The sequence below is a fragment of the Pseudarthrobacter sp. PvP004 genome (assembly GCF_017876035.1).
In the GTDB taxonomy this organism is placed as follows: Bacteria; Actinomycetota; Actinomycetes; order Actinomycetales; family Micrococcaceae; genus Arthrobacter; species Arthrobacter aurescens_A.
Genome location: NZ_JAGINL010000001.1, coordinates 1026099 through 1050559, shown reverse-complemented (window position 1 = coordinate 1050559; position 24461 = coordinate 1026099). Strand labels below are relative to the sequence as shown.

Sequence of the window (24461 nt, the reverse complement as noted above, 5' to 3'; positions counted from 1 at the left end):
TGAAGCGGACACAAACACAGAGTCGGGGTGACAGGATTTGAACCTGCGACTTCCTGCTCCCAAAGCAGGCGCTCTAGCCAAGCTGAGCTACACCCCGAATGCACAGGACAGTCTACGGGGAAGTAAGCCAAGAATGCACATTTGACACTGCCGCCGGAATTAGGTTTAGTTGTACCCGGCTTCAACAGCCACCGGGAAGATGTCCTGAACAAGGATATCCGTCCTGGGGACGTAGCTTAATGGTAAAGCCTCAGTCTTCCAAACTGATTACGCGGGTTCGATTCCCGTCGTCCCCTCCACGAAGAAGGGCCCCGATCCATGGATCGGGGCGCTTCTTGCTTCATCGCAACGTTCGGAAAAAGCCTATATTTGGCAGCCGGGACACCAGTACAGCTTGCGTGCACCGATTTCCGTCATCCCCACCAGCGTTCCGCAGGCCCGGCAGGGCATGCCGTCACGCTTATACACAAAGTGGGCATCGGCGTCGGGCGCTGCAGCACCGCCGCCGGTCCACAGAGTGGATGGCGTCGTAACAATCCGTCCGTCACGGACGCCGTCGGACATGGTGTCCACAGTGTCGTCCCAGAGGCGGCCAGCGGTTTCCACATCGATGCTGCTCCCCGGCGTCCACGGATCGACCGCTTGCCGGAACAGCACCTCGGCCCGATAGATGTTGCCGACACCGGCCAGTACCGACTGGTCCATCATCAGCAGTGCTACGGCCGTTTTGCGTCGACGCAGGCGTCGAATGAACTCATCCCGGTCCCCCGGGCGGTTGTGTAGCGGATCGGGCCCCAAACGGTCCAGCACGGCCGCGGCCTCGGCAGAGGTGATTGCCGCGCACGTCGTGGCACCACGGAGATCAGCCCAGCCATGGTCTGAGACCAAGCGGACACGGACGGCGCCTACCGGCGCGGGCGGCCCTGAGTACTCGCCGTCGTCGGCAGCTGAGCCGCTTTCCCGTTCGCCGATACGACGCGGAGCCCCGATGCTGGAAGCTCCCGTAAAGGAGCTGTCACCGCCAAAGCTCCATGCACCGTAGAGGCCCAGATGGACGTGAAGGAATAGCTGGTGGTCGAACCTGAGAAAGAGCTGCTTTCCATGGGCAGCAGCATCCACCATGATGTGCCCGGTGAGTAGCTCCGCGCCGGCAGCGAACCTGCCTTGCGGGCTGGAAACGTCCAACGGCCGGCCGCCAAAAACATCCTGGAATTGGCGGGCCAGCCTATGGACCGAATGCCCCTCGGGCACTACTCGACGATCTCGCCGGTGGTTTCGTACACCGCGATTTTTCCGATTCGGCGAACGTGGCGTTCGTCGTTGCTGAACGGTTCCTGCAGGAAGGCTTCAATGAGCTCAGTGGCTTCTTCAACGGTGTGCTGGCGTCCGCCAACAGCTACGACGTTGGCGTCATTGTGCTCGCGGGCCAACTTAGCTGTGGAGAGGTTCCAAGCCAGCGCAGCGCGGACGCCGTTGACCTTGTTGGCAGCAATTTGTTCCCCGTTGCCTGAGCCGCCCAGCACGATGCCAAGAGCGTGCACACCGGCTTTCTGGTCCGCCACCACCGCAAGGCCGGCATTGATGCAGAACGAGGGGTAGTCGTCCAGGGCGTCGTACTCCTTGGGCCCGTGATCCACCACTTCGTAGCCTTTGGCCGTGAGGTGGCTGACCAGGTGGGCACTGAGTTCCATGCCGGCGTGGTCGGTAGCAATGTGGACGCGGGGTGTTGTCACAGGAAGTCCATTCTTTCTGGCGCGCCGGTACGGCATATGGCCGGGGCGCGGCGATAAGGGATGCGCTACCTAGGGTACCGCTACCCGGGTTGTTGGGCCGGTCCGTCGCCGTGGGCCCGGTGCGCGGCCCTGTTGAGAACCCCGGCGAGTTTGTCCGCGGACGCGTGGGTCCCTGCACTGAGTGCCACCCGGCCTCCGTTAAGTTTCCTTACGACGACGGCCGGGCCGCTGCTGACCAGCATTGCGGTTGCGTCGTCGTGATGCCGCCACCCCCACCCGCCATAATCTGCGGCCTTTACGTCAGCGGGGGCTGCCGCAGCGATGTCGACGGCGGGTACCGTCAGGACGCGCACGATCCCGCCGGCGAACACCTGCAGCCCTCCCCTGTCCGCCCGCACGCGCGCGAACAGGAACCCTGCACCAATCAGCGCTGCCACTGCCACCAAGGCACCGAGCCATGGGACCGCCACCGCTATCAGCGCAGCGGGGAACAGCGCCGACACGATGATCATGACGAACACAGAGCTCCGGGCATGCACCCACAAGCGGAGGGTGTCGCGGGCAAGATCGGGGTCTTCCAGAAGGCGCAGCTCTTCTTGGAGGGCGACATCATCTTCCCGTGTCCATCGCGGGTCCGGTTTGAAAGCGAACATCATGACGACACCCAAGGCCACGGCGGCACCACTGCCCATGGCCAGCACGATCGGGTCAACGTGGGACTCTCGGGCATCCGCCAGCCCGGATTGGCCCACCAGGCCGGCCGCCAACACCGTGGTGATGAACAGGCTCACCATGAGGCCCACGCCCATCATGACGCGCCGCATCACCACCGGCCGGGAAATCGAAACCGCTTGAAGGAAGACCGCCCAACCGCAGAAAATGATGAGGGCGGCGCCGCCGGTTACATAGGCACCGAAAGGCGCGAAGGACGTCCCGCCGTCGGCGTTCCACATCACGGCTACCGGGTTGGGGAGATCGTTGCGCAGCATCTGGGCGCACACCACGAACCCGATGGCAAGCAGCAGCGGAAAGGCAACCGCAAACCTCAGTGCGCGGAAATCGAGAGTGTCCCGGAACGATGCCATAATCCAACGCTACTCCGTGGGGCGACACTGTGGTGCTCACTCCTTGCCTTCCCGGCCTGGAGTGAAAGAATGGCTTCACACCAGCGACCGGCCATGACGGACCGGCCATCCCAAAATCTCCGGAGGCACCACTTGCCAGGCCTGAATCTCACGCGCGAAGAAGCCGCTAACCGCGCCGAACTGCTCAACGTCGAGTCGTACAACGTCACCTTGGACCTGACCCAGGGAGCAGAGACCTTCGGCTCCACCACCGTCGTAAAGTTCTCCGCGGCACCGGGATCGTCAACGTTCATCGACGCCATCACGGCAGCGGTCCACAGCGTTACGTTGAACGGCACCGACCTGGACCCCGCCGAAGTCTCTGACGGCGTCCGAATCCAGCTCCCGGACCTGGCCGCGGACAACGAACTCGTGGTGGTGGCAGATGCTCCCTATATGAACACCGGCGAGGGCCTCCACCGCTTCGTTGACCCTGTTGACGGTGAGGTTTACCTCTACACGCAGTTCGAGGTTCCGGACTCCCGGCGCATGTTCGCCGTCTTTGAGCAGCCCGACCTGAAAGCAAGCTTCACGTTCACGGTCACTGCGCCGTCGCACTGGGACGTTATCTCCAACTCGCCCACTCCGCTTCCGTCCGAGACCGCGCCCGGTGAGGACGGCGGCGCCCGCTCCGTGTGGGAATTCACGCCCACCCCGCGCCTGTCCTCCTACGTCACGGCTTTGATCGCCGGACCTTACCAATCAGTTCGCGCCGAGGTCACCAGCTCCGACGGCCGGGTGATCCCGTTGGGAGTATTTGCCCGTAAGTCCCTCATGCAGTACCTCGATGCGGACAACATCTTCGAGCTGACCCGCCAAGGCTTCGAGTTCTTCGAGGCACAGTTCGGCTTCCCGTACCCCTTCGAGAAATACGACCAGCTCTTCGTGCCGGAGTTCAACGCCGGAGCCATGGAAAATGCCGGTGCAGTGACCATCCTGGAAGGCTATGTCTTCCGCGGAAAGGTCACAGGCGCTCAGATTGAGCGCCGTGCCATCACCGTCCTGCACGAACTGGCGCACATGTGGTTCGGGGACCTGGTGACCATGCGCTGGTGGAACGACCTCTGGCTCAACGAGTCCTTTGCTGAATACATGTCTCACTTGGCCGCTGTTGAGAACACGGAATTCGACCGGGCCTGGACAACGTTCGCCTCCGTGGAAAAGTCCTGGGCCTACAAGCAGGACCAGCTGCCCACCACGCACCCGATCTTCGCCGAGATCAACAACCTTGAAGACGTCGAGGTTAACTTCGACGGCATCACCTATGCCAAAGGCGCTTCCGTACTGCGGCAATTGGTGGCGTGGGTGGGCCCGGAACAGTTCATGGCCGGTGTCCGCACATACTTCGCCAAGCACGCGTGGAAGAACACCGAGCTCGCGGATCTCATGGTTGAGCTCGAAGCCGCCAGTGGCCGCGACCTGGACGCCTGGGGCAAGCTGTGGCTTGAAACCGCCGGAGTGAACACCCTCGCCCCGGAGCTGACCGTCGACGCCGATGGCACCATCACCGATTTCGCGATCCTGCAAACCGCAATCGACGAACAGCCCACTCTCCGCCCGCACCGCCTCGCTGTCGGCTTCTACACGCTCTCCGGGGAAGGCAAGCTGGAGCGCACCCACCGCGAGGAACTCGACGTCGACGGGCCCCGCACCGAAGTCCCCGCCCTTGCCGGACTCTCCCGGCCGGACCTGATCCTGTTGAACGATGACGACCTCGCCTACGCTAAGGTCCGCCTCGACGAGCACTCCCTCGCCACAGCCAAGGCCCACCTGAAGGACTTCGCCGCCAGCCTGCCCCGCACCTTGGTCTGGGGTTCGGCCTGGGACGCTGCCCGCGACGGCGAAACCCCCGCCCGCGGCTACGTGGAACTGATCCTGGCGAACATCGCCTCGGAAACGGACTCCTCGGTGATCCTGGTCCAGCTGCGCCAACTCGCCACCACGTTGACGTATTACGTGGCAGCCGAGCACAAGCTTGCCTCGACGATCGCGGCCGCAGACACACTGTGGGAGCTCGCTTCGTCCGCTGCGGCGGGATCGGATGCCCAGCTGCAGTTCGCCAAGTCATTCGCTCAGCTGGCACGCAGCGCCGGACAGTTTGACCGTATCCAGGCCCTCTTGGAGGGTACGGAGACCCTCCAAGGCCTCACTATTGACCAGGACATGCGCTGGGAACTCCTCACGGCCCTCGTGGCCGGCGGACGGCAGGATCAGGCGCGGATCGACGAAGAACTCGCCCGCGACAACACCTCCAACGGCCAGAACGCCGCAGCCCTAGCCACAGCGGCCATCCCCACCCCGGAGGCCAAGGCAGCAGCTTGGGATTCCATCGTGGTCAAGGGAGACCTCTCCAACGCCTTGCAAGCCTCAGCTGTGGCCGGCTTCATGCGTGTGGCGGACACTGCCTTGTTGGAGCCTTTCGCGGAGAAGTATTTCGAAGCAGTGCCCGGAATCGTCGAGGAACGAACACACGCCTTGGCCCAGCAGATCGTGGTGGGTCTTTACCCTGCACAGCTCACTATGCAGGCCACGGTAGACCGTACCGACGAGTTCCTGGCAGGACTCCCGGAGGAGAGTGCAGCTCTGCGCCGCATGATGCTGGAAAACCGCGACGGCGTGGCCCGTGCCCTGCGTGCACGGGCATCGGACGTCTAAGCCCTGCGGTTCCATCGGGCCCATGCGGACAGTTTTCGCTCCATGGCTAAACTGTCCGCATGGGCCTCAACGAACACCACTACGCTCTTACCGTCCGCTGGACTGGAAACCTCGGCGAAGGTACGGCCAGCTATCGGGGATACTCACGGGACCACGACGTTGAGATCAGCGGGTTGCCCACGTTAAAGGGATCAGCCGACCCCACGTTCCACGGCGACCGGGCACGCTACAACCCGGAGCAACTACTACTTGCCGCGCTCTCGCAATGCCACATGTTGTCCTTCCTGCACGTGGCGGTCAAACACGGCGTGGTTGTCACCGGCTATGAGGACAACGCCGAAGGCCTCATGATGCTCAACCGGGACGGCAGCGGCCAATTCGATAGTGTCACCCTGAAGCCGCACGTCACCATTGCCGATCCCGCCCACGCAAGCCTTGTACCGCAGCTACATCATGAAGCCAACCAGGTCTGCTTCATCGCCCGCAGCGTCAACTTCCCGGTACTCCACGAGCCAACCACGACGGCGGCAGCAGCCTAACGCTCCTCAAGCCGCCACAGTGCCACGAGCCTTTGTTCGGTGTCACGGCTCAGACCTGCTTTGCGTACCCTTTCCAGACCCCGCTGTTTCTCGTCCTCGAGCGTTGCCATGAGCGTTTCCTGCCACGGCCGCAAGACCATGCCCCGCTCACGTGCCGCTTGGTTTGTCCGCGCCTGGAAGCCATCGTGGTCCGCCGGCAACCACAGTGGCAGAGAATCCGGGCCCGCCCAGTAGTCGACGCCGTGGCGCACGAGCCAATCTTCGTCAGGCCGGATAACATCCTGAGCCGCTCCATCACCCACTGCGGTTTCAGCAGCACGCCTCGACTCGGCGATGTAGTCCTCGAACCGCACCACGTCTCCCAGGGCGTTGTAGGTCCCCGTCAATCCTTCCTCAGCGGATTGCAGGATCCACGCCGCCAAGTCCCGGACATCAATGATCTGCGTAGCGTCATCCGGGATGTCCGGTACCAGCACCGTGTCAGTGTTCGCAGCGAATCGGGCCGGCCAGTAACCGTATCTGTCAGTACCGTCCCCCGGTCCGCCAATGAGACCCGATCGAACGATATGCGCCTTCGCTCCCACCGTGGCCAGCGTCATCTGCTCGATCGCTGATTTGGACTCGCCGTACGTGTCCGGGGTGCCTGCCTGACCTTCCGGCAAGGGCTCCAGAAGTGCCGCGGTCTCATCTGCGCCAGGAACCGAGGCATCCGCGTACACGGAGCAACTTGAGACGAACGTCCAATGAGCGGCGGCCGGACCCAGCACGTCCAGTGCCACACGGGCCTGCACGGGATCCCGTGAGACGTCCACCACTTCATCCCAGCCGCCCCCAACCCCCGCGAAGGCCGCGGCACCAGCGGCGCGGTCGCCCCTGACCCAGGTGACGCCGTCGGGCGGGTTTGCTGAACTTCCGCGCGCTAAACAGGTGACGTCATGCCCGGCAGCTACAGCCTGCCGGGCGATTTCTGCTGAAAGGAAGGCGGTACCGCCCAACACCAGGATGCGCATACCGTCACGCTACGGCGCTAGGGTTGTAGGTGGACAGAGTGTTCCGCGCCCGGCGAACACGGGCCGACGACAAGGAGCTATTCCACCTTGACCTCCATCCCCCTGGCGGAAACCATCAACATCGAACCCGAAAAAATCGATCTCATGTCGATCCTCATCACAGTGGGTGTAGGCCTGGCTGTGTGGATCGTTGCACGGTTCATCATCCTGCGGATCACGAGACGGGTGTCCGCGGGCAGTTCGTTTTTCAAAAAGCCGCACTTCAAATGGGTGCAACCCGCCATCCGTGCGCTGGACCATGAACGACGATCACAGCGGGCCGAGACCATCGGTTCACTGCTGACAAGCTTGGTCAGCGTTGTGGTGGTGGTGATCGTGATCATCTACGTCCTCAAATACATGAACGTAGACGTCGCTCCCCTGCTGACCAGCGTCGGCATCCTGGGTGTTGCCATCGGCTTCGGCGCCCAGCAGTTGATCCGCGACTTCCTCGCGGGGATCTTCATCACCATTGAGGACCAGTACGGGATCGGCGATGTGATCGTCACCAGCGAAGTGATTGGTACCGTTGAATCGGTGGGCCTGCGCATTACGCGGGTCCGCGCTGAGGACGGAGCCATCTGGTACCTGCGCAACGGCGAAATCCTCCGCGTGGGCAACCGCTCACAGGGCGACTACGTACCGTTGGAAACACCGGACACCACCGATGAGCCCGGCGCTGCGGCAGCTGCGCCCGTGACAGCAGGCGCACCGCGCGTCACCAAAGCCGAGGAGAAGTCCAATGAGTAACACCGAAGCCGGGCAAACACCAGCGCCGGGGGCTGGGCCCCGACGCCAGCTGATGCAGAACGACCCCTTTAGCCAGCCCGCCTACACGGACAGCTTCTACGCAGCAGTTGGCGGCCATGAAACGTTCGTCAAGCTCATCGATGTCTTTTACGACGGCGTTGCCACGGATTCGTTGCTCCGGCCCATGTACCCGGAAGAGGACCTGGAGCCGGCAAAGCGCCGCTTCCTCATGTTCCTGGAACAGTACTGGGGTGGTCCCACCACCTACGGCGAAGAACGGGGCCATCCCCGGCTCCGCATGCGCCACATGCCCTTCAGGGTGACTCCGGAAGCCAAGGACCGCTGGTTGTTCCACATGCGGACGGCTGTGGACTCCCTGGAGCTCTCACCGTTGCATGAGGGCACTTTGTGGGACTACATGGAACGGGCAGCGCTGACCATGATCAACAGCCCATCGGCCGGCCCCGAGGCTAGGGCCTAGAAACCGAGTCCCAAACCTGCTCCGGTCCGGACCAGCACATGGCCGCGGGGACCGCTCAGGCGGAACCAGCGGCCATTGCGGAAGACCTTCTGCTCGCCCTCGCCCAGGAAACCCAACGCGAAAGCGGCGAAGGCCGCACCTGCCGGCAGTTCATCCAGGCCGGGCAGCTCCCGGCCCCACACTGCCGCCCTCGCGGTGTTGACCACCGCTGCTCCTGCCAAAGCGGGAACGACACCAGCCACCTCCGCAATGCCGGCTTCCGCGGCTGCCTTGAGGTCGGCGTCGAGAACTGTCCCTTGGGCTTCCCAGCCGTTCCGTGGCGCACCAACGCCCGCCCACGACTCAGAAACGGTGGACGGCGGGATGGGCAGTTCCACATCTTCAGCCCCGGACCGGGCCAACCGGTCCATGACCGACGCGAGAGTCACGGTGACGTCGGCTTGGGCAGGCTCAGCGAGGGCCATGGTTCGCAGGCCAAGGATTGTAGGCGTCGATTCGCCCAGAATGCGGGGCCTCAGGACACACACGTAGGAGGCCAGGACATTGCCCGCGGCCTGAAGCCGGATAGCGCCGTCGTCAATGCTCTTAGCCCGGGTGACGAAAGTACGCAGGTCAGCGAGGTCACGAGGATCGGCGAAGCGGAAGGACTGGGTCAAGACGTCTGTCACATCATCGACTCTACCGGCATGTCTCCGGTTGAGAGGGGTTGGGGTGCCGTCTAAAGTCGAACCATGACTGAGACGAACGCTGGCTTCGACGTGGATGCACCCGCAGAAGACCCCATGGAAGTGCTGATTGGCCTGCTGGATCTTGGTGACTTCGACGGCGCCCGAACCAACGAGGACATTTTTCTGGGGCCGTCCCAAAAGCAGCCACGGCATCGCGTTTTTGGGGGCCAAGTGTTGGCGCAATCCATGATGGCCGGAATGCGGACCGTTGAGCCGGACCGGGTGGCGCACTCCATGCACGGCTACTTCCTGCGTCCCGGTGACGCCAACAAACCGATCACCTTCGGGGTGGAGAGGCTGCGTGACGGCCGATCCTTCTCGGCCCGCCGCGTACATGCCTACCAGGACGGTGTGCCGATTCTCTCGATGATCGCTTCGTTCCAGGTGGAAGACAGCGGCCTGGACCATCAGGCGCAGATGCCCGAAGGCATCCCGGACCCCGAATCCTTGCCCAGCACCGCCGAGCTGCTGTCCCACTACGACCACCCAATGGCACGGCATATGTCCTCGGAGCGGCCCTTCGACGTGCGCCACATCGACCCCGCGCTCTATGTGTCCCCACCAACAGATCACGTAGCTACCAACGCTGTGTGGATGAAGACCATGGGTCCCCTGCCTGATGACCCCAACCTCCACCGGGCAGCCCTGGCCTACGCGAGTGACTACACGCTGCTGGAGCCCATTCTCCGAAAGCATGGCCTTGCCTGGATGACACCGGGGATGAGCGTCGCCAGCCTCGATCACGCCATGTGGTGGCACCGGCCCGTGCGTGTTGACGAGTGGATGCTCTACGTTCAGGAGTCCCCCAGCGCCCAAGGAGCCAGGGGACTCGCCACAGGCCGTATCTTCAACCGTGACGGACAGCATGTGGCTACCGTTGCCCAGGAAGGCATGGTCCGGATTCCGTAGGTGCTGACGAGCCGCATGCCGGCGACGCGGTAAGACGCGTTAAGTAGTAAGGCCGGTCCCTGACGGGACCGGCCTTGCTACGTTCGTGGCTGAGGCGATCAGACTCTAGTCGCGGGTCAGACGACGGTGGGTCACGCGGTGCGGCTTTGCGGCATCGGGACCGAGACGCTCAACCTTGTTCTCCTCATAGGAGTCGAAGTTGCCCTCGAACCAGTACCATTTGGACGGGTTCTCGTCGTCACCTTCGTAAGCCAGGATGTGGGTCGCAACCCGGTCCAGGAACCAACGGTCGTGCGAAACCACTACAGCGCAGCCCGGGAACTCGAGAAGGGCGTTCTCAAGGCTGCTCAGGGTTTCGACGTCGAGGTCGTTGGTAGGTTCGTCAAGGAGGAGGAGGTTGCCACCCTGCTTGAGCGTCAGTGCCAGGTTAAGGCGGTTACGCTCACCACCGGAGAGAACACCCGCCTTCTTCTGCTGGTCCGGGCCCTTGAAACCAAACGCCGAAACATAGGCCCGCGAAGGCATTTCAACCTGACCGACCTGGATGAAGTCGTGGCCCTCGGAGACAACTTCCCAAAGGGACTTGTTGGGATCGATGCCCCCACGGGACTGGTCCACGTAGGAGATCTTCACGGACTCGCCGATCTTGAGCTCACCATCGTCCAAAGGCTCCATGCCGACGATCGTCTTGAACAGTGTGGACTTACCCACACCGTTGGGCCCAATGACGCCGACGATGCCGTTGCGGGGCAGCGAGAAGGAGAGGTCTTCGATCAGTACCCGATCGTCGAAACCCTTCTTCAGGTTCTTGGCTTCAATGACCAAGGAACCCAGGCGCGGTCCCGGCGGAATCTGGATCTCTTCGAAGTCCAGCTTGCGGGTACGCTCGGCCTCTGCAGCCATTTCTTCATAGCGTGCCAGGCGGGCCTTTGACTTGGTCTGGCGGCCCTTGGCGTTGGAGCGCACCCACTCAAGTTCCTCGGTAAGGCGCTTGGAAAGCTTTGCGTCTTTCTTGCCCTGGACCTCGAGGCGGGCTTTCTTCTTCTCCAGGTAGGTGGAGTAGTTGCCTTCGTACGGGTAGAGGTGGCCGCGATCGACTTCTGCAATCCACTCAGCTACGTGGTCCAGGAAGTAACGATCGTGAGTCACGGCAAGTACAGCGCCGGGGTACTGAGCCAGGTGCTGCTCCAGCCAAAGTACGCTCTCGGCGTCCAAGTGGTTGGTGGGCTCGTCAAGAAGCAGGAGGTCAGGCTTCTGCAGGAGAAGCTTGCACAGCGCTACGCGGCGGCGCTCACCGCCGGAGAGGACCGTGACATCGGAATCAGCCGGCGGGCAGCGCAGCGCGTCCATGGCCTGCTCCAGCTGGGAATCGATATCCCAGGCGTCCGCAGCGTCAATGGCTTCCTGCAGCTTGCCCATCTCGTCCAGGAGCGTCTCGTAGTCCGCATCCGGGTTGGCCATTTCTTCGGAGATCTCATTGAAACGCTGGATCTTGCCGTAAATCTCGCCAACGCCCTCCTGGACGTTGCCAAGGACCGTCTTCTCCTCGTTCAGCGGCGGTTCCTGCAGGAGGATGCCCACGGTGTAGCCGGGGCTCAGGCGGGCTTCGCCGTTTGACGGGGTGTCCAGTCCGGCCATGATCTTCAGGATGGTGGACTTACCAGCACCGTTCGGGCCCACGACGCCAATCTTCGCGCCAGGGAAGAACGACATGCTGACATCGTCCAGAATAAGTTTGTCGCCAACGGCCTTGCGAGCCTTGGTCATCGTGTAAATGAATTCCGCCATGCCCTTAAATCTAATGGGTAGGCGTACTTAACTCACATTCGGGCGCTGCGGTGAACTAGCGGGAGTCTCCCACGAAGCATTTTCCGGTGGCCAGTACGGGCAACACCGTAACCACCACTCCGCCGTCGCGGATCTGCCCCATAACGCAGCTCTCCCCCGCCAGTGCTGCAGCTTCCATGGCGTCAACCTCAAGACCAGTGGGCGTACGGCTTACTGAAACCTCCACATTGGCTTCGGGGATGCCTGCTGACACCAGGGCAGCACGCAACGTTTCACGGTCGGGCTTGGGGTTGCCCGCGGCCAAGGTTTTCAGCGTTGACTCCACCGCTGACGTGGTCGCCACGACAGCGGGATCAGCGGGGGCGGTCGCTTGCGGAATGGTGGAAGCGTCCGGGCTGGTTGTGGCCTCCGGACTGGTGGAGTCTTCCGGGCTGGTGGAGTCTTCCGGGCTGGTGGACGGTGACGCGGGCTGACCGGAGGATGACGTGGCCGGTGGTGTGCAGGCCGTCATCGTCAACGCGGCCGCGATGATCAGCGAGAGTCCGGCGACGCGGACTTTCCATGCGTCTGCTGCCCTGCTGTTTGCCTGTGCGGTTCGCCTGCTCATCACGTAGCCATTCTGCCATCCACAGTGGAGTGCCATTCACGTGGCGTGCTGACCGGCGTAGCGTTTCCCAGACGAGGTTCAGCGTGTTCCCAAAGGAAGATCAGCAGGCAGCACAAAAAGGTGGAGCGGCACTATGAGTGGACAAATCCGGGATGCGGTCGCACAGATCACCGTCTCTTCGTCGCGTGAAAAGGTTTGGGAAGCGCTCACTGACCCTGCCCTCATCCGGCAGTACTTCCTGGGAACCAAGATCACCACCACCTGGCGGGTGGGCGATGCGATTACGTACTCCGGCGAATACAACGGCAAGCCGTACCAAGACAAGGGCTCAATCCTTGCTTTCGATCCCCCGGAGTTGCTGAAGACCACGCATTACAGTCCGGCTTCAGGGCTTCCTGACGTTCCCGAAAACCACCACACCGTGGAGTACAGGCTGGCTGAGGAAGCCGACGGAACAACGGTGACCATCAGGCAAGGCAACAATTCGAGCGAGAAAGAAGTGGAGCAATCCACCGCTACTTGGCGGTTGGTTCTCCAAAATCTCAAAGAATTTCTGGATTCAGGGCCATAAGGGACATCCCCCTTGGACATTGCTCCAAGGGGGATGTTCTGTGCCCCAGGAGGGAATCGAACCCCCGACCGGCGGATTAGAAGGCCGCTGCTCTATCCCCTGAGCTACTGGGGCGCACTGGCGCCGTCACCACCATGGGTCGCTGGCGCCACAAAGAGTTTACAGTGCGATCGGCAAGCTGCTTGCCACCTTCACGGGACCCGGCTCTTCTCCTCCACAGCCGTCGCAGAGCCGGGGGTTATTCACATAGGCGTAAATGACACTCCTCTCCCGGACTTCTCTGGATAAAGCTGAAAGAGCCGGACAGGCGCTTCCCTATATCCAGAAGGACCACAATGAATGACATGATCACCGTCCGGGGCTTCGTAGCCTCGGAGGTCAAGAGTTCCACTACTACGCGCGGCACGTCCACCGCATCGTTCCGGCTGGGAACAACGGAGCGGCGCTACGACCGCGCCACCAACACCTGGGTGGACGGAAACACTAACTGGTACACGGTTCAGTCCTTCCGATATCTTGCCGGACACGTTGGATGCAGCGTAAAAAAGGGTCAGCGGGTCCTCGTCGTGGGGAAGCTTCGGTTGCGGCAATGGGAACATGAAGGCCGCGTCTATCACGTTGCCGAAATCGACGCCGAATCAGTGGGGCATGACCTCATGTGGGGTTCTGCAAACTTCACCCGAATGAGCGGCACCGCAGCCCCCGCCGATGCACCGTCAGTGGAGACACCCGGTACCCCCGACCGCAGCAACGAGTGGGACTCCGATGACCACGAGCACGTTCCTCCGGAAGACGAGGCCATTGAAACCGACGTCGACAATCCTGATGGCAGCGGTCCTCTGCTGGTCAACAGCACAACAGGGGAACTGGTGGGTGCCGGCGTTTGACCGTCACACCAGGTATCACGAGTCTGCGGGACCAGCCCCGCGGCTCAGACCTATTCTGGGACCATGGCACACAACCCTGCTGCTTCGAGAATCGAGACAACTCCTGCCACGTGGGCGGCTGTTGAAGAATTGTTCGGAACCAAGGGCGAACCCTCCCGGTGCTGGTGCCGGTGGTTCGCCCTGACTGGAAAAGAGTGGGCCAGCACGTCGCCGGGTGATCGGCGGGAATTGTTGAAATCAGCGTTCCAGTCCGGTCCGGCGCCGGGCGTCATGGCGTTCCGGGATGACCGTCCGGTCGGCTGGTGCGCAGTGGAATCGCGAGCGAATTATCCGCGTCTGAAGCGATCCCAGGTACTCAGGGCAGCGGCAGATCCGGTCATAACGGACCGGCTCGATCTGTGGGCGGTCAGTTGCTTCGTCGTCGCACCGAACCACAGGCGCACGGGCGTGTCCTCCGTGCTGCTCGCTGCGGCGGTGGAACATGCGTTCAACAACGGTGCAGACATCATTGAGGCTTATCCGGTGGACACGGCTCAAAGGACCAAAGCGGCGGCTTCGGACCTGTTTCACGGCTCACTTTCCCTTTTCACGGCTGCGGGCTTCAGCCCAGTGTCCGAGTCAGTTCCGGGCCGACCCGTAGTGCGGCTGGAAAAGGTCGTGCCTAACAAAGGCGGAGCGGCCCGATAAGCGGGGAAACCCCGGCTACGGCAGTGTCAGGATCATCGGCCCCTCAGCCGTGATGGCAACAGTGTGTTCGCTATGGGCGGCGCGTCTCCCGTTTGCCGAACGAAGAGTCCATTCGTCCTCATCGTGGTAGTAATCGTCCTTGCCGCCCAGGATCAACATGGGCTCAATGGCAATAACCAGGCCTTCTTCGAGCTTCATGCCCCGGCCGGGCCGTCCGAGGTTGGGGACGGGAGGTTCGGCATGCATTGTCCGGCCTATGCCATGCCCGCCATGATCAGCCAACAGCCCGTATCCGGCACGTTTCGCTTCTCCACCGATCGCATAGGCAAGGTCGCCCATTTTGCTGCCTACCCGGGCTGCGTCGATACCGCGCGCCAGTGCGGCCTCTGTCGCTTCCACCAGCTCGTGATCCTCCGGCTTTCCCGTCCCTACGACGAAGCTGACCGCCGCATCGCCGCACCAGCCTTCCAGGAAGGCGCCGCAGTCAACACTGAGCAGATCGCCGTCCTCGAGTACGTATCCGTTCGGGATCCCGTGGACCACGGCGTCGTTAACGCTGGTACAGATCACACCGGGGAACGGCACCGCCGCCCAACGTGGGTGGTAGTCAAGGAAGGCTGGCTTTGCGCCGGCATCGGAGATTACGGCGGCGGCGACGTCGTCGAGCGCTTTCAATGAGACACCCACTTCAGCTTGCTCCCGCACGGCGGACAGGGCATTGGCCACCACGCGACCGGCCTCGCGCATCATCGCGATTTGGTCCGGTGATTTCAGCATTGACATCGAGATTCCTCCGTTGTTGCCGACATGAGTGCAGGGATTAATTGACCGTGCAGGGACCTCTGTTTGAATACGCCCACTCTACGGCGGCCGTACAGCAGGAGCGAGGGCCACAATGCAGTACTCGTCCAAAGGATTCCGCCCCTCCTCCGTCCTAGAGTTGTGACATGACCATCAACGACCTCGTGCAGTCGATCCGATCAACGCTCCGCTCGGCCGGTGATGCCGAACGCGGGCTCGGAGCCCAGGCTTATTTGAAATCCGATATGCCTTCTTGGGGTGTCCGGGTCCCGGAGGTACGCAGAATAGTAAAGGAAGCCGCGAAGCAGTTTCCGGTGAAGACGCCGGCTGAGCTGCAGGAGGCCGTCCTCCAGCTGTGGCGCAATGCGGAGGCCCGTGAAGAGCGGTACGCAGCCATCGACCTGACGGGCCTGCGCATGGTCAAGGAAGACCTGCAGATGCTGCCCATATACGAGGAAATCATCCGCACGGGTGCATGGTGGGACCTCGTGGACGGGGTCTCACATCGGATTTGCGCGCTCCTGCTTTCCCACAGAGTCACCATGACCCCGATACTGCTGCAATGGTCCCGGGACGACGACATGTGGATCCGGCGGGCGGCCATCACTGCTCAACTGGGGGCGAAGTCGAAAACTGATCCCGCCCTGTTGGCAACGATCATCTCCTGGAACCTCAGGGACAACGAGTTCTTCATCCGTAAGGCCATCGGATGGGCGCTCCGTGAATACAGCAAAATAGATCCTGAATGGGTCAGGACATTCGCTGCCAACAACGCGACCACCATGAGTCCGTTGTCCACCCGCGAGGCATTGCGGCTGCTGCCGTCAGGCTGAGCTGGAATGCAGCCGGCCTCCGCCTCCGGCGAGCCTCCGCCTCCGGCGAGCCTCCGCCTCCGGCGAACCTCCGCCTCCGGCGAACCTCAGATAGGCGAGCCTCAGATAATGGGGCGAAGACCGGCTTCGTCCCGCACACGGAACAAGCTCTTGGTCTTCGGATCCACAAAGATCAGGTAGATGGCGAACAGGAGCCCAATGAGGGCTGCAGCGCAACGCGCCAGGATGATGGCAAGTCCCAGGTCCTCGCTTTGAAGGTAAGGGAACACGTCCAGCTGGTCTGAGATGGCGTAGACCATGAAGAACGAGACGATGAAGTAGAGGGCCTTCACCTGCCAGTCGTTGCGGATGCCGGTCACGGCGAAAAGCGGTATCAGCCACACCACGTACCAGGACTGAATCATGGGCGCCAGTAGGACGATCGCCGCAAAGGCCAGGGTAAGGCGGCGCATCAGGCGATCGTAGTCGCCCCGAAAAATCAGCCAAGCCACCGCTGCAACCATCAGTACTTTACCGGCGTCGTAAACCAACTTTGCCAAGGCCCAGCCGTCCAAGCCAAAAGCATTGAAGATCACGGCAACAACCATTCCGATGAGACCGACAGGCGCGTACCAGATCCAAACGCTTCCCGGAGCTGAGAGACCGTTGATCCACCCAAATCCGAATCCGTTGACGAGGCTCAAGGCGTAGAGGAGCCCGAAGCTCAGGGCCGCAGTCAGGAACCAGTAGAGGAATTTGCGCGGCCACGAGGCATCCTTGCCGGCCCACAGAAGTCCGATGAAGGGGAGGAATACCACCGTGATCGGCTTGACCGAAATGGAGAGCGTGACCAATACCAGCCCCCGAATGACACGGCGGGTGGCGCAGTAGTACAGGCCCGCCAACGCCAGCCCAATCATCAGGGCGTCGTTATGGACGCTGGCAATGAAGTTCGTGAGGAAAAGCGGGTTGGCCGCCGTCAGCCATAAGGCCCTGTGAGGATTCACGCCGTGCAGTTCCGCCAGCTTCGGCACATAAATTATGCAGAGGATGACACCCGCGGCGGCAACAAGCCGGAAAAGCATGATGCTGGCTTCGGGCTGTACGTTGGTCACCCACACTACAAGCTGCTCGATCCACAGGAACAGCTGACCGTAGGGAACCGGCGCTTCAGTCCACATTTTGTCGGCGCCCAGCTGGAAGTAGTTGGGCAGGGCCGAGATCCCGTTTTCGTAAGGATTGATGCCTTCCACCATCAACCGGCCTTGGCCGATATACGCGTAAACGTCCCTGCTGAAAAGGGGAACGGTAAACATCATGGGCAGGCCCCAGGCCGCTACAGCCTGCAGCGTGGCTTTTCGGGCTTCCAATCCCCACACCCGGACCCGCTGCCCCAGCCTTAGCCAGGCACGGACGAGCAACATGCCACCGATGGCGAGCAAAACTATGGACAGTGCGACGCCAACACCTTCAGTGCGCATCCAGATGAAAAGCGGGAGGCGACGAAGTTCGGAGACCGGAGCAAGCCAACCAACGCCCAATGAGCCGAACACCAGGAACATCGAACCAACGAAACCGGCGATCAATGGCGAACGTGCGTTATCCACCTCGCTGGCAACAGCGCCGGCTGACGGCTTTGCTGTCCCTGCCAACTGGGCGGCGGGTACTGGCACCGTCATGTGGTCGTCATCCAATCGTTCACCCGCTGGTTCGGGTCAAAATTCTGCGTCATGGGGGCGTTCGGCAACAGGATGAAACGACACTGCCGCGCTCAAAAATCGTACCATCGGAGCACTTGGAAGCCACTGAGAGATAGGCTGGGCGCGTGCCTATTACTAATGAACGCATCGTCTGGATCGACTGCGAAATGACCGGCTTGGATCTCACGAACGACGCCTTGATAGAGGTCGCCGCGTTGGTGACGGATTCCGAGCTCAACATTCTGGGCGACGGCGTGGACGTCGTCATCAAGCCGGACGACGCCGCGCTGGAACAAATGAACGACTTCGTGCGGGACATGCACACCCGCTCCAAACTTCTGGACGAGCTTCCCCACGGCAAGACCATGGCCGAGGCAGAAGCGCAGGTCCTTGAATACATCGAGAAGTGGGTCCCGGATCCCCGCAAGGCTCCGCTGGGCGGAAACTCCGTGGGAACAGACCGCATGTTCCTGGCCAGGGACATGCCCAACATCGTGGAGCACCTTCACTACCGTGTGATCGACGTCAGCACCATCAAAGAGCTCTCACGCCGCTGGTTCCCGCGTGCGTACTTCCAGTCCCCCGCCAAGCATGGCGGTCACCGCGCCCTGGGCGACATCAAGGATTCCATCGACGAACTCCGGTACTACCGCCAGGCTGTCTTCGTTCCGGCGCCGGGACCCGACACCGCCACGGCGCAGCGCATTTCCAAGGACATCATCGCCACTGCGGAGGTCTTGGGATCCAGCGAAAAGGTGTGATCTGCGCCATTTTTCAAGGTTTTTTCGCCAAAACCGGCAAAAGTGGACTTTGCACCCCAAAACAGCAGGTAAGCTATTTGTCGTTGCCTTGAAGGAAAGCCGGTCAAACGGTTCAGACCAAAAAGGCACATGGTGGGCTTAGCTCAGTTGGCAGAGCGCCTGGTTGTGGTCCAGGAGGTCGCGGGTTCAACCCCCGTAGCTCACCCCACCGAGATTGGCTCCAGAGCCGGTTTCCACAAAGGCCGCACCGGTTATCCGGTGCGGCCTTTGCTTTTAACCTCAAAGCGGACCAAGGCCGCTCCGGACTACAGCGCTAGACGAAGGAAAAACTGACATGACCGTCCTGCCAGTCACTATTTGGGGCGAACCTGTTTTGCATCGCCGGGCAAGCGAAGTGGAGGTTTTCGACGACGAGCTCCGCGCCTTGATCGCAGACATGTTCGAGACCAATGACGCTGCCAACGGGGTTGGGCTCGCCGCCCCTCAGATCGGCGTGGGAAAGCGCCTCTTTGTCTACAAGTACGCCAACGACGACGACGTCCCGGAGCAGGGCGTGGTGGTCAACCCCGTGCTGACCCTTTCCAAGGTCTCGGGCGCTCTTCCGGATCCCGACGAGCATGTTGAAGGCTGCTTGTCCTTCCCCGGCGAGTATTACCCTTTGCAACGGGCTGAATGGACACGGGTTCAGGGTTTTGACGGCAACGGCAACGCCTTGGATTTCGAAGCGACAGGCTGGTTCGCCAGAATCCTGCAACACGAGTTCGATCATCTGGACGGCAAACTGTACGTCAACCGCCTTGTGGACCGGTACTCCAAGAAGGCGTTGAAGCAGGCCAAGAAGAACGGCTGGGGTGTTCCTGGACTGACCTGGATGCCTGGCGTCGATCCCGATCCGTTCGGGCACTAAGCCATGGCCACCAGCCCTCACGCGGAGCTTTTCGAGCTCCTGGACATCACCGGCGAAGATGCCGCTGAATGCGCGCACCTTTTGGAGACGCCTCCGGATGAGCCTGTTCTTCAGGCAATGGAGGCGATGCAGGAGAGGCTTGGGACCTTTCCGGTGGACAGCATCCGGGCAGACGGTGCCGCGGAGACGGTCTGGATCGAAGCCCTGCTCCGCTTCGCACCGTCAGTTCACGCATACCACCTGGATCTCGGAATTAGTCCGGCTGTGTCGGCCGCGTCCTTGGCAGACCTGGGTTTACAGCTCCGTATCAACCGACGAGTCCACGGCCATTTTGGGCTGGACACGTGGAGCTGGCTCACGCTGCACATGGCCGGCAATTTGTTCCGGCTTGGCCGGCTGCAGTTCCATTTGGTTCCAACCGACGGCCAGGGTTCAGACTGGGTTCTTGGCGTCCATATCCCCGAAGATGGAGGCCTCTCCCCCACGTTGGTGGATGCCAGCTTTGCCGAGGCGAGCTCTTTCTTCCCCCGGTATTTCCCCGACAAACCTGCCCGTAAGGCGACGTGCGATTCCTGGATGCTGGACCCGTATCTGATTGAGCGCCTGCCGGACAGCAACATTGCCTCGTTTGCCCGCCGCTTCACGCTGGACCGTTGCACTGATGCCCCTACGGATGCCGTCTATTTCACCTTCAGGCAACGGGGACTGGACAACCTGGATAGGCTTCCGCGGGAAACCTCACTCCAGCGCGTGGTCCTGGAACGGATCGACGACGGCGGCACCTGGCAACTGGGGCACGGTCACCTGGCACTGTAGATGGTTTGCTGGTCCGGGCAAGAGGACAGGACCCGCTTCATGGCATCCTTTTCGGCCTGCGTAATCCACAGCTGATATGCCGCTTTCACCGAGACTTGCCGGGCGACGTAATGGCAGCGGAAATTCTTGTTGGCCGGCAGCCACGTGGCGGCGTCTCCTGCACCCTTCTTGACGTTGGCGGGACCGTCCGCGGCGATCAGGTTCAGCGGATCGTTTGCGAACATTTGCCGCTGCTGAACAGTGAGCTGCTGGGCCCCTTTCTGCCACGCGTCGGCGAGGGCCACCACGTGATCGATTTGAACGGCGGCACTGGTGTCCTGGCCTCTTTGGAAGGTCACTTGTGCCCCTGTGTAGGGTTCGTGAAAGCTACCACCGGCGACCTTGCACGATGAACCCTCCGTGAATTCGACGCCCGAGAGGTCCCTCCGCAGGATGTCGTTTCGTGTATCGCATCCGTTACGGTCAGCGTCCGCCCAGGCTTGACCGAAAGCGGCCCTGTCGTAGTCCGTTTTTGCCCCCCGCCCTTTGACCGGGAGCCGCTCCAGGGCGTCGCTTGCCCTCTCCGGGGTAACGGGCGCCGCACCGCGAAGGGGTTTCATCCAACCGGGGTTGTAGACAGGGGCTTCGCTTGGGCCGACTGCCCACGGTTCAGCGGTACTGAATTGTCCGGTGGTGAAAAACCAGGACAGCCCTGCCACGATGGTGGCGGCCGCCAGTCCAAGAATGGCCCACGCTTGACGTGACCTTCTCCGGGCGCGCTTGTAGGCAGACCATGTGGTACTCAAGAGACTCCATCCAGTGGGGCAGGCAATGTCCTATGAGCGTAGGACAGGGCCCCGACAGTCAGAGCCGATATCCACAGTGTGTAGGAGAAGTCACACTGCGGGCATGGGGCTTTCTCAGCGGCCTATTGCTCACGCATTACACGCTGAAGGTCCTCCGTTGCCACCGCAAGGAGGCCACGCAACTGTTCAACGCGCTGATCCGTGACGTCACCGGCCGCGTTAGCTGCGATAGCTTGATCCAGAAGTTTCTGGGCTTGTTTGTGGTTGGCCTTCGCTACGTCCAGGGCGTGCTCCAGCGTGGTCTCATGTTCCAACGTTGATTCGTTTTCCATGAACCCATTTTGATCAGGTTTCCCGGTTGATACCAGTGACTCAGCCGGGAAACCCGCCAATAGTTCGGAGCGCCTAGGCTCCTGCCCCTTCAAGCACCGCGATGGGAGCAATCACGTCACGGGCGGGGAAGGACGGCGGGTTCACACCTGCCATTTCTTCCATGACACGCACAACCTGGCAGGAGTAGCCGAACTCGTTGTCGTACCAGACGTAAAGAACCAGGTTCTTGTCGTTGGAAATCGTTGCGAGGCCATCAACAATGCCGGCGCGACGCGAGCCAACGAAGTCAGTGGACACCACATCGGGAGAGTCGATGTAGTCGATTTGCTTGCGAAGGTCCGAGTGCAAGGACATTTCGCGGAGGAAGTCGTTGACTTCGTCGCGAGTAGTGCCGTTCTCAAGGTTGAGGTTCAGGATGGCCATGGAGACATCCGGGGTGGGTACGCGGATGGCGTTGCCCGTGAGCTTGCCCTGCAACTCGGGCAGCGCCTTGGCTACAGCCTTGGCGGCACCGGTCTCCGTAATGACCATGTTCAGTGCTGCCGAACGGCCGCGGCGGTCACCCTTGTGGAAGTTATCGATCAGGTTCTGGTCGTTGGTGAACGAGTGAACCGTTTCCACGTGGCCGTGAATGATGCCGAACTTGTCGTTGATAGCTTTCAGCACCGGCGTGATGGCGTTGGTGGTGCAGGATGCCGCGGTGACGATCTTGTCGTCATCGGAGATGTCCTTGTGGTTGATGCCGTGGACGATGTTCTTGAGGTCGCCCTTGCCTGGTGCCGTCAACAGGACGCGGGCAACGCCCTTGCTCTGCAGGTGCTGGGCGAGGCCATCGGCGTCGCGCCAGCGGCCGGTGTTGTCCACCACCAAGGCATCCTTGATGCCATATGCGGTGTAGTCCACAGTGGCAGGGTTGTCCGAGTAAATGACCTGGACCTGCACGCCGTTGGCGGTGATGGTGTTGGCTTCCTCGTCCACGCGGATGGTGCCCTCGAAGGAACCGTGCACGGAGTCGCGGCGCAGCAGGCTGGCGCGCTTCACCAGATCGTTCTCAGCGCCCTTGCGAACAACGATGGCGCGGAGCCGCAGACCGTGTCCGCCACCGGCCTTTTCAATGAGGATGCGGGCCAGGAGGCGGCCGATGCGGCCGAAGCCGTAGAGAACGACGTCGGTGCTGGTGCGGTCGTCGGCGCCACGCTTTCCCACGATCTCGGCGAGCTCGGCACGCAGGTACTCATCCAGCGAGGCGCCGTTGCCTTCGGCCCGGAACTTCTCGGTCAAACGTGCAATGTCAATGGCTGCTGCGCCGAGTTCCAGCTCGGACAGGGCGTTCAGCAGCGGTGCGGTCTCTTCGAGCAGAAGCTCGTGGTTGCTCATCCGGCGCGCAAAGCGGTGGGCCTTCAGGATGTTCATGGTGGACTTATTGATCAGGCTCCGGCCGTGGATGCTGGTGACCACGTTGTTTTCCCGGTACAACCGGCCGATCACCGGAATCATGGCCTCGGCGAGAGCCTCCCGGCCCATCCACTTATCAAGACAAGAATCTGACGTCTGGCTCACAGAACTACCTTCCTTGGGTCAACCACATACGTCCTCGTATGCAGATGGCAGCGGCCGCCCGGAGTGATCCTGCGGCACATGCGCCAGCGGGCTTCGGTCCACCCACAGCGCCTTGAACGAGAGCAAAGAAAATCCGCCGGCTGCGAACGCAGTCCCGGCGGCAGAACATCTACGTTCAGTAACCATTCTAGGGCGGAAGGAAGGGCTGCAGGCCGCCCCAGGGCGTGAAATCACTCACACGGCACAAATCCGGGAGTCATAAATGGATGGGTCGACCGATACGCCGGGTTCTGTCATCCCCTGCCGTTACCAGCAAGGGAGTAGCGGCCATCCATCTACGAACGCCGTTGCCGACGCCCTCCAGCAGCCTACCCGGACACTCGGGCGAGCAGCCCTCAAACGTGTCCTGTCTGGCCTTGCTCCGGGTGGGGTTTACCTAGCCTCCCCGGTCACCCGGGGAGCTGGTGGTCTCTTACACCACCGTTTCACCCTTACCTGCTGCCCCGCGATGCAAACATCACGACGCGCAGGCGGTCTGTTCTCTGTGGCACTGGCCTGCGGGTTACCCCGAGTGGGCGTTACCCACCACCCTGCTCTTCGGAGCCCGGACGTTCCTCGAGCCACTTCCGTGACGCGCGACCGCCTGGTCGACCCATCCGCCGTCCAGTCTACCGGCGTTGGGGCCAGGCAAAGTCCCCGGTAATATCGACTGGTGCTGATTCTGCTGCCGCCTTCCGAAGGCAAGACCCCCGCTGCCAACGGTCCCGCCATAAACTGGGAATCGCTCAGCTTCCCCGAACTGAACCCTTACCGGGCAAAAGTACTCGAAGCACTGGGTATGGTGAGCGCGCACGAGGATGCACTGACGCTGCTGGGGGTCGGTGCCTCGTTGCGGGACGACGTCGAACGTAATACCCGGCTGCATGCCGAACCAGCCGCTCCCGCGCATCAGGTCTATTCAGGGGTCCTCTACGACGCCTTGGGCTACAACAGCATGACGCCAACGCAACGCCGCAAGGCGAGCGAATCCATCCTGGTGGTTTCCGCCCTGTGGGGCGCCATAGGCTTCGGCGACCACGTGCCCGCCTATCGGCTGTCGATGGGAACGGCATTGCCCGACGTCGGGCGCCTCGCCTCCTACTGGAAGCCGCAGCTTAACGCAGCCCTCGCCTCACGCGCCGAGGGCGAACTCTTGGTGGATTGCCGTTCCAGCACCTATGCCGCTGCCTGGGCTCCCCCGGCGACGCAGACGGTTAACGTCAACGTGATCAACGAAGCGAACGGCAAGCGCACGGTTGTCAGTCACTTCGCCAAACACACCCGCGGCGAACTGGGCCGCCACCTGCTGACCCGGCGCGGCAAAGCGCCGGCAACCCCGGATCAGCTCCTGAAGGCTGCCCGGGAGATTTGGACTGCGGAACTTGTTGAGGGCACGGCCCGCAAGCCGCACGCGCTCAACATCATCCTCACCACCTGAG

At 61.9% G+C, this 24461-nt stretch carries 25 protein-coding genes, 4 tRNA genes and 1 other RNA gene; 15 read left to right on the top strand and 15 right to left on the bottom strand.

Translation table 11 applies throughout. The features are described 5' to 3' along the window. Positions 1-22: 22 nt before the first annotated feature. Positions 23-97, bottom strand: a tRNA-Pro gene (locus J3A64_RS04810). Positions 98-225: 128 nt separating this feature from the next. Here J3A64_RS04810 and J3A64_RS04805 point away from each other — a divergent pair. Further along, positions 226-299 (top strand) — tRNA-Gly (locus J3A64_RS04805). Positions 300-363: 64 nt separating this feature from the next. On the opposite strand, the gene J3A64_RS04800 is transcribed toward J3A64_RS04805, so the two are convergent. From J3A64_RS04800 to J3A64_RS04790, 3 genes are read right to left on the bottom strand one after another with little or no spacing between them, the layout of a single operon-like run. Beyond that, on the bottom strand, positions 364-1251 hold the full coding sequence (locus J3A64_RS04800) for an Fpg/Nei family DNA glycosylase (protein WP_011775061.1): 888 nt from the start codon (positions 1249-1251) through the stop codon (positions 364-366). After that, on the bottom strand, positions 1251-1769 hold the full coding sequence (locus J3A64_RS04795) for a ribose-5-phosphate isomerase (RefSeq protein ID WP_210063720.1): 519 nt from the start codon (positions 1767-1769) through the stop codon (positions 1251-1253). The genes J3A64_RS04800 and J3A64_RS04795 overlap by 1 nt, the downstream gene beginning before the upstream one ends. Before the next feature lie 44 nt (positions 1770-1813). Then, positions 1814-2818, bottom strand: coding sequence for a hypothetical protein (locus J3A64_RS04790; RefSeq protein WP_210063719.1), 1005 nt, complete (start codon positions 2816-2818; stop codon positions 1814-1816). 93 nt (positions 2819-2911) lie between these two features. Here J3A64_RS04790 and pepN point away from each other — a divergent pair, with 93 nt between their 5' ends. Then, positions 2912-5512 carry an aminopeptidase N gene (pepN, locus tag J3A64_RS04785; RefSeq protein WP_374100558.1) on the top strand — a complete coding sequence of 867 codons (2601 nt, stop codon included), beginning with the start codon at positions 2912-2914 and terminating at the stop codon, positions 5510-5512. A 59-nt stretch (positions 5513-5571) separates the two neighbouring features. After that, positions 5572-6051, top strand: a complete 480-nt coding sequence (locus J3A64_RS04780) for an OsmC family protein (RefSeq protein ID WP_011775064.1) — start codon at positions 5572-5574, stop codon at positions 6049-6051. Here the strand turns inward: J3A64_RS04780 and J3A64_RS04775 are convergent. Beyond that, positions 6048-7061: an NAD-dependent epimerase/dehydratase family protein gene (locus tag J3A64_RS04775; RefSeq protein ID WP_210063718.1), complete on the bottom strand. Its 1014-nt coding sequence runs from the start codon at positions 7059-7061 to the stop codon at positions 6048-6050. The two genes, J3A64_RS04780 and J3A64_RS04775, sit on opposite strands and share 4 nt — an antisense overlap. 87 nt (positions 7062-7148) lie before the next feature. On the opposite strand from J3A64_RS04775, the gene J3A64_RS04770 reads away from it, so the two are divergent. After that, positions 7149-7850: a mechanosensitive ion channel family protein gene (locus tag J3A64_RS04770; RefSeq protein ID WP_011775066.1), complete on the top strand. Its 702-nt coding sequence runs from the start codon at positions 7149-7151 to the stop codon at positions 7848-7850. Continuing rightward, complete coding sequence (locus J3A64_RS04765) at positions 7843-8331, top strand: globin (protein ID WP_286176172.1); 489 nt, start codon at positions 7843-7845, stop codon at positions 8329-8331. Before J3A64_RS04770 ends, J3A64_RS04765 begins: the two co-directional genes overlap by 8 nt. Here the strand turns inward: J3A64_RS04765 and J3A64_RS04760 are convergent. Then, positions 8328-8999, bottom strand: coding sequence for a hypothetical protein (locus J3A64_RS04760; RefSeq protein WP_011775068.1), 672 nt, complete (start codon positions 8997-8999; stop codon positions 8328-8330). The genes J3A64_RS04765 and J3A64_RS04760 overlap by 4 nt on opposite strands. 63 nt (positions 9000-9062) lie before the next feature. On the opposite strand from J3A64_RS04760, the gene J3A64_RS04755 reads away from it, so the two are divergent. Continuing rightward, positions 9063-9968 (top strand): acyl-CoA thioesterase II, encoded by a 906-nt coding sequence (locus J3A64_RS04755; RefSeq protein ID WP_011775069.1) that lies wholly within the window; start codon positions 9063-9065, stop codon positions 9966-9968. A 105-nt stretch (positions 9969-10073) separates the two neighbouring features. On the opposite strand, the gene ettA is transcribed toward J3A64_RS04755, so the two are convergent. Together ettA and J3A64_RS23595 are read right to left on the bottom strand one after the other, a co-directional pair. Beyond that, positions 10074-11756, bottom strand: coding sequence for an energy-dependent translational throttle protein EttA (gene ettA, locus J3A64_RS04750; RefSeq protein WP_011775070.1), 1683 nt, complete (start codon positions 11754-11756; stop codon positions 10074-10076). A gap of 55 nt (positions 11757-11811) precedes the next feature. Next, the gene (locus tag J3A64_RS23595) at positions 11812-12363 is read right to left on the bottom strand and encodes a hypothetical protein (RefSeq protein WP_286139701.1); all 552 of its coding nucleotides are present in this window, start codon (positions 12361-12363) and stop codon (positions 11812-11814) included. 133 nt (positions 12364-12496) lie between these two features. Here J3A64_RS23595 and J3A64_RS04740 point away from each other — a divergent pair, with 133 nt between their 5' ends. Beyond that, positions 12497-12934: an SRPBCC domain-containing protein gene (locus J3A64_RS04740; protein ID WP_014922049.1), complete on the top strand. Its 438-nt coding sequence runs from the start codon at positions 12497-12499 to the stop codon at positions 12932-12934. A gap of 41 nt (positions 12935-12975) precedes the next feature. Here the strand turns inward: J3A64_RS04740 and J3A64_RS04735 are convergent. Then, positions 12976-13048, bottom strand: a tRNA-Arg gene (locus tag J3A64_RS04735). Between the two features lie 221 nt (positions 13049-13269). On the opposite strand from J3A64_RS04735, the gene J3A64_RS04730 reads away from it, so the two are divergent. Then, a complete protein-coding gene (locus J3A64_RS04730; RefSeq protein WP_011775073.1) occupies positions 13270-13821 on the top strand; it encodes a single-stranded DNA-binding protein in 552 nt (183 codons plus the stop codon). A 63-nt stretch (positions 13822-13884) separates the two neighbouring features. After that, positions 13885-14508 carry a GNAT family N-acetyltransferase gene (locus J3A64_RS04725; RefSeq protein WP_011775074.1) on the top strand — a complete coding sequence of 208 codons (624 nt, stop codon included), beginning with the start codon at positions 13885-13887 and terminating at the stop codon, positions 14506-14508. 15 nt (positions 14509-14523) lie between these two features. Here J3A64_RS04725 and map read toward each other — a convergent pair whose 3' ends face one another. Then, complete coding sequence (gene map, locus J3A64_RS04720; RefSeq protein WP_011775075.1) at positions 14524-15291, bottom strand: type I methionyl aminopeptidase; 768 nt, start codon at positions 15289-15291, stop codon at positions 14524-14526. Between the two features lie 164 nt (positions 15292-15455). On the opposite strand from map, the gene J3A64_RS04715 reads away from it, so the two are divergent. After that, on the top strand, positions 15456-16142 hold the full coding sequence (locus J3A64_RS04715) for a DNA alkylation repair protein (protein ID WP_014922051.1): 687 nt from the start codon (positions 15456-15458) through the stop codon (positions 16140-16142). Between the two features lie 101 nt (positions 16143-16243). Here J3A64_RS04715 and mptB read toward each other — a convergent pair whose 3' ends face one another. Further along, positions 16244-17800, bottom strand: a complete 1557-nt coding sequence (gene mptB, locus J3A64_RS04710) for a polyprenol phosphomannose-dependent alpha 1,6 mannosyltransferase MptB (RefSeq protein WP_193352619.1) — start codon at positions 17798-17800, stop codon at positions 16244-16246. Positions 17801-17946: 146 nt separating this feature from the next. Here mptB and orn point away from each other — a divergent pair, with 146 nt between their 5' ends. The 4 genes from orn to J3A64_RS04690 all read left to right on the top strand — a co-directional run bounded on the left by orn (position 17947) and on the right by J3A64_RS04690 (position 20305). Then, on the top strand, positions 17947-18582 hold the full coding sequence (gene orn / locus J3A64_RS04705) for an oligoribonuclease (RefSeq protein ID WP_011775078.1): 636 nt from the start codon (positions 17947-17949) through the stop codon (positions 18580-18582). Between the two features lie 132 nt (positions 18583-18714). Continuing rightward, positions 18715-18790: transfer RNA gene (locus J3A64_RS04700), tRNA-His, on the top strand. 126 nt (positions 18791-18916) lie between these two features. Next, entirely contained in the window at positions 18917-19489 is a 573-nt protein-coding gene (gene def, locus J3A64_RS04695; protein ID WP_014922054.1) for a peptide deformylase, read from the top strand. A gap of 3 nt (positions 19490-19492) precedes the next feature. Further along, the gene (locus tag J3A64_RS04690) at positions 19493-20305 is read left to right on the top strand and encodes an acyltransferase domain-containing protein (protein ID WP_210063717.1); all 813 of its coding nucleotides are present in this window, start codon (positions 19493-19495) and stop codon (positions 20303-20305) included. On the opposite strand, the gene J3A64_RS04685 is transcribed toward J3A64_RS04690, so the two are convergent. From J3A64_RS04685 to rnpB, 4 genes are all read right to left on the bottom strand, one after another. Continuing rightward, positions 20290-21090 (bottom strand): HNH endonuclease family protein, encoded by an 801-nt coding sequence (locus J3A64_RS04685; RefSeq protein WP_210063716.1) that lies wholly within the window; start codon positions 21088-21090, stop codon positions 20290-20292. The genes J3A64_RS04690 and J3A64_RS04685 overlap by 16 nt on opposite strands. Before the next feature lie 122 nt (positions 21091-21212). Further along, the gene (locus J3A64_RS04680; protein ID WP_014922057.1) at positions 21213-21422 is read right to left on the bottom strand and encodes a hypothetical protein; all 210 of its coding nucleotides are present in this window, start codon (positions 21420-21422) and stop codon (positions 21213-21215) included. A gap of 73 nt (positions 21423-21495) precedes the next feature. Then, a complete protein-coding gene (locus tag J3A64_RS04675; RefSeq protein ID WP_210063715.1) occupies positions 21496-22983 on the bottom strand; it encodes a glyceraldehyde-3-phosphate dehydrogenase in 1488 nt (495 codons plus the stop codon). A gap of 263 nt (positions 22984-23246) precedes the next feature. Then, positions 23247-23638: RNase P RNA component class A (gene rnpB, locus J3A64_RS04670), an RNA gene on the bottom strand. 57 nt (positions 23639-23695) lie between these two features. Between rnpB and J3A64_RS04665 the strand changes: the two genes are divergently transcribed. After that, positions 23696-24460 carry a YaaA family protein gene (locus J3A64_RS04665; RefSeq protein WP_210063714.1) on the top strand — a complete coding sequence of 255 codons (765 nt, stop codon included), beginning with the start codon at positions 23696-23698 and terminating at the stop codon, positions 24458-24460. The last annotated feature ends 1 nt before the right edge of the window (position 24461 follow it).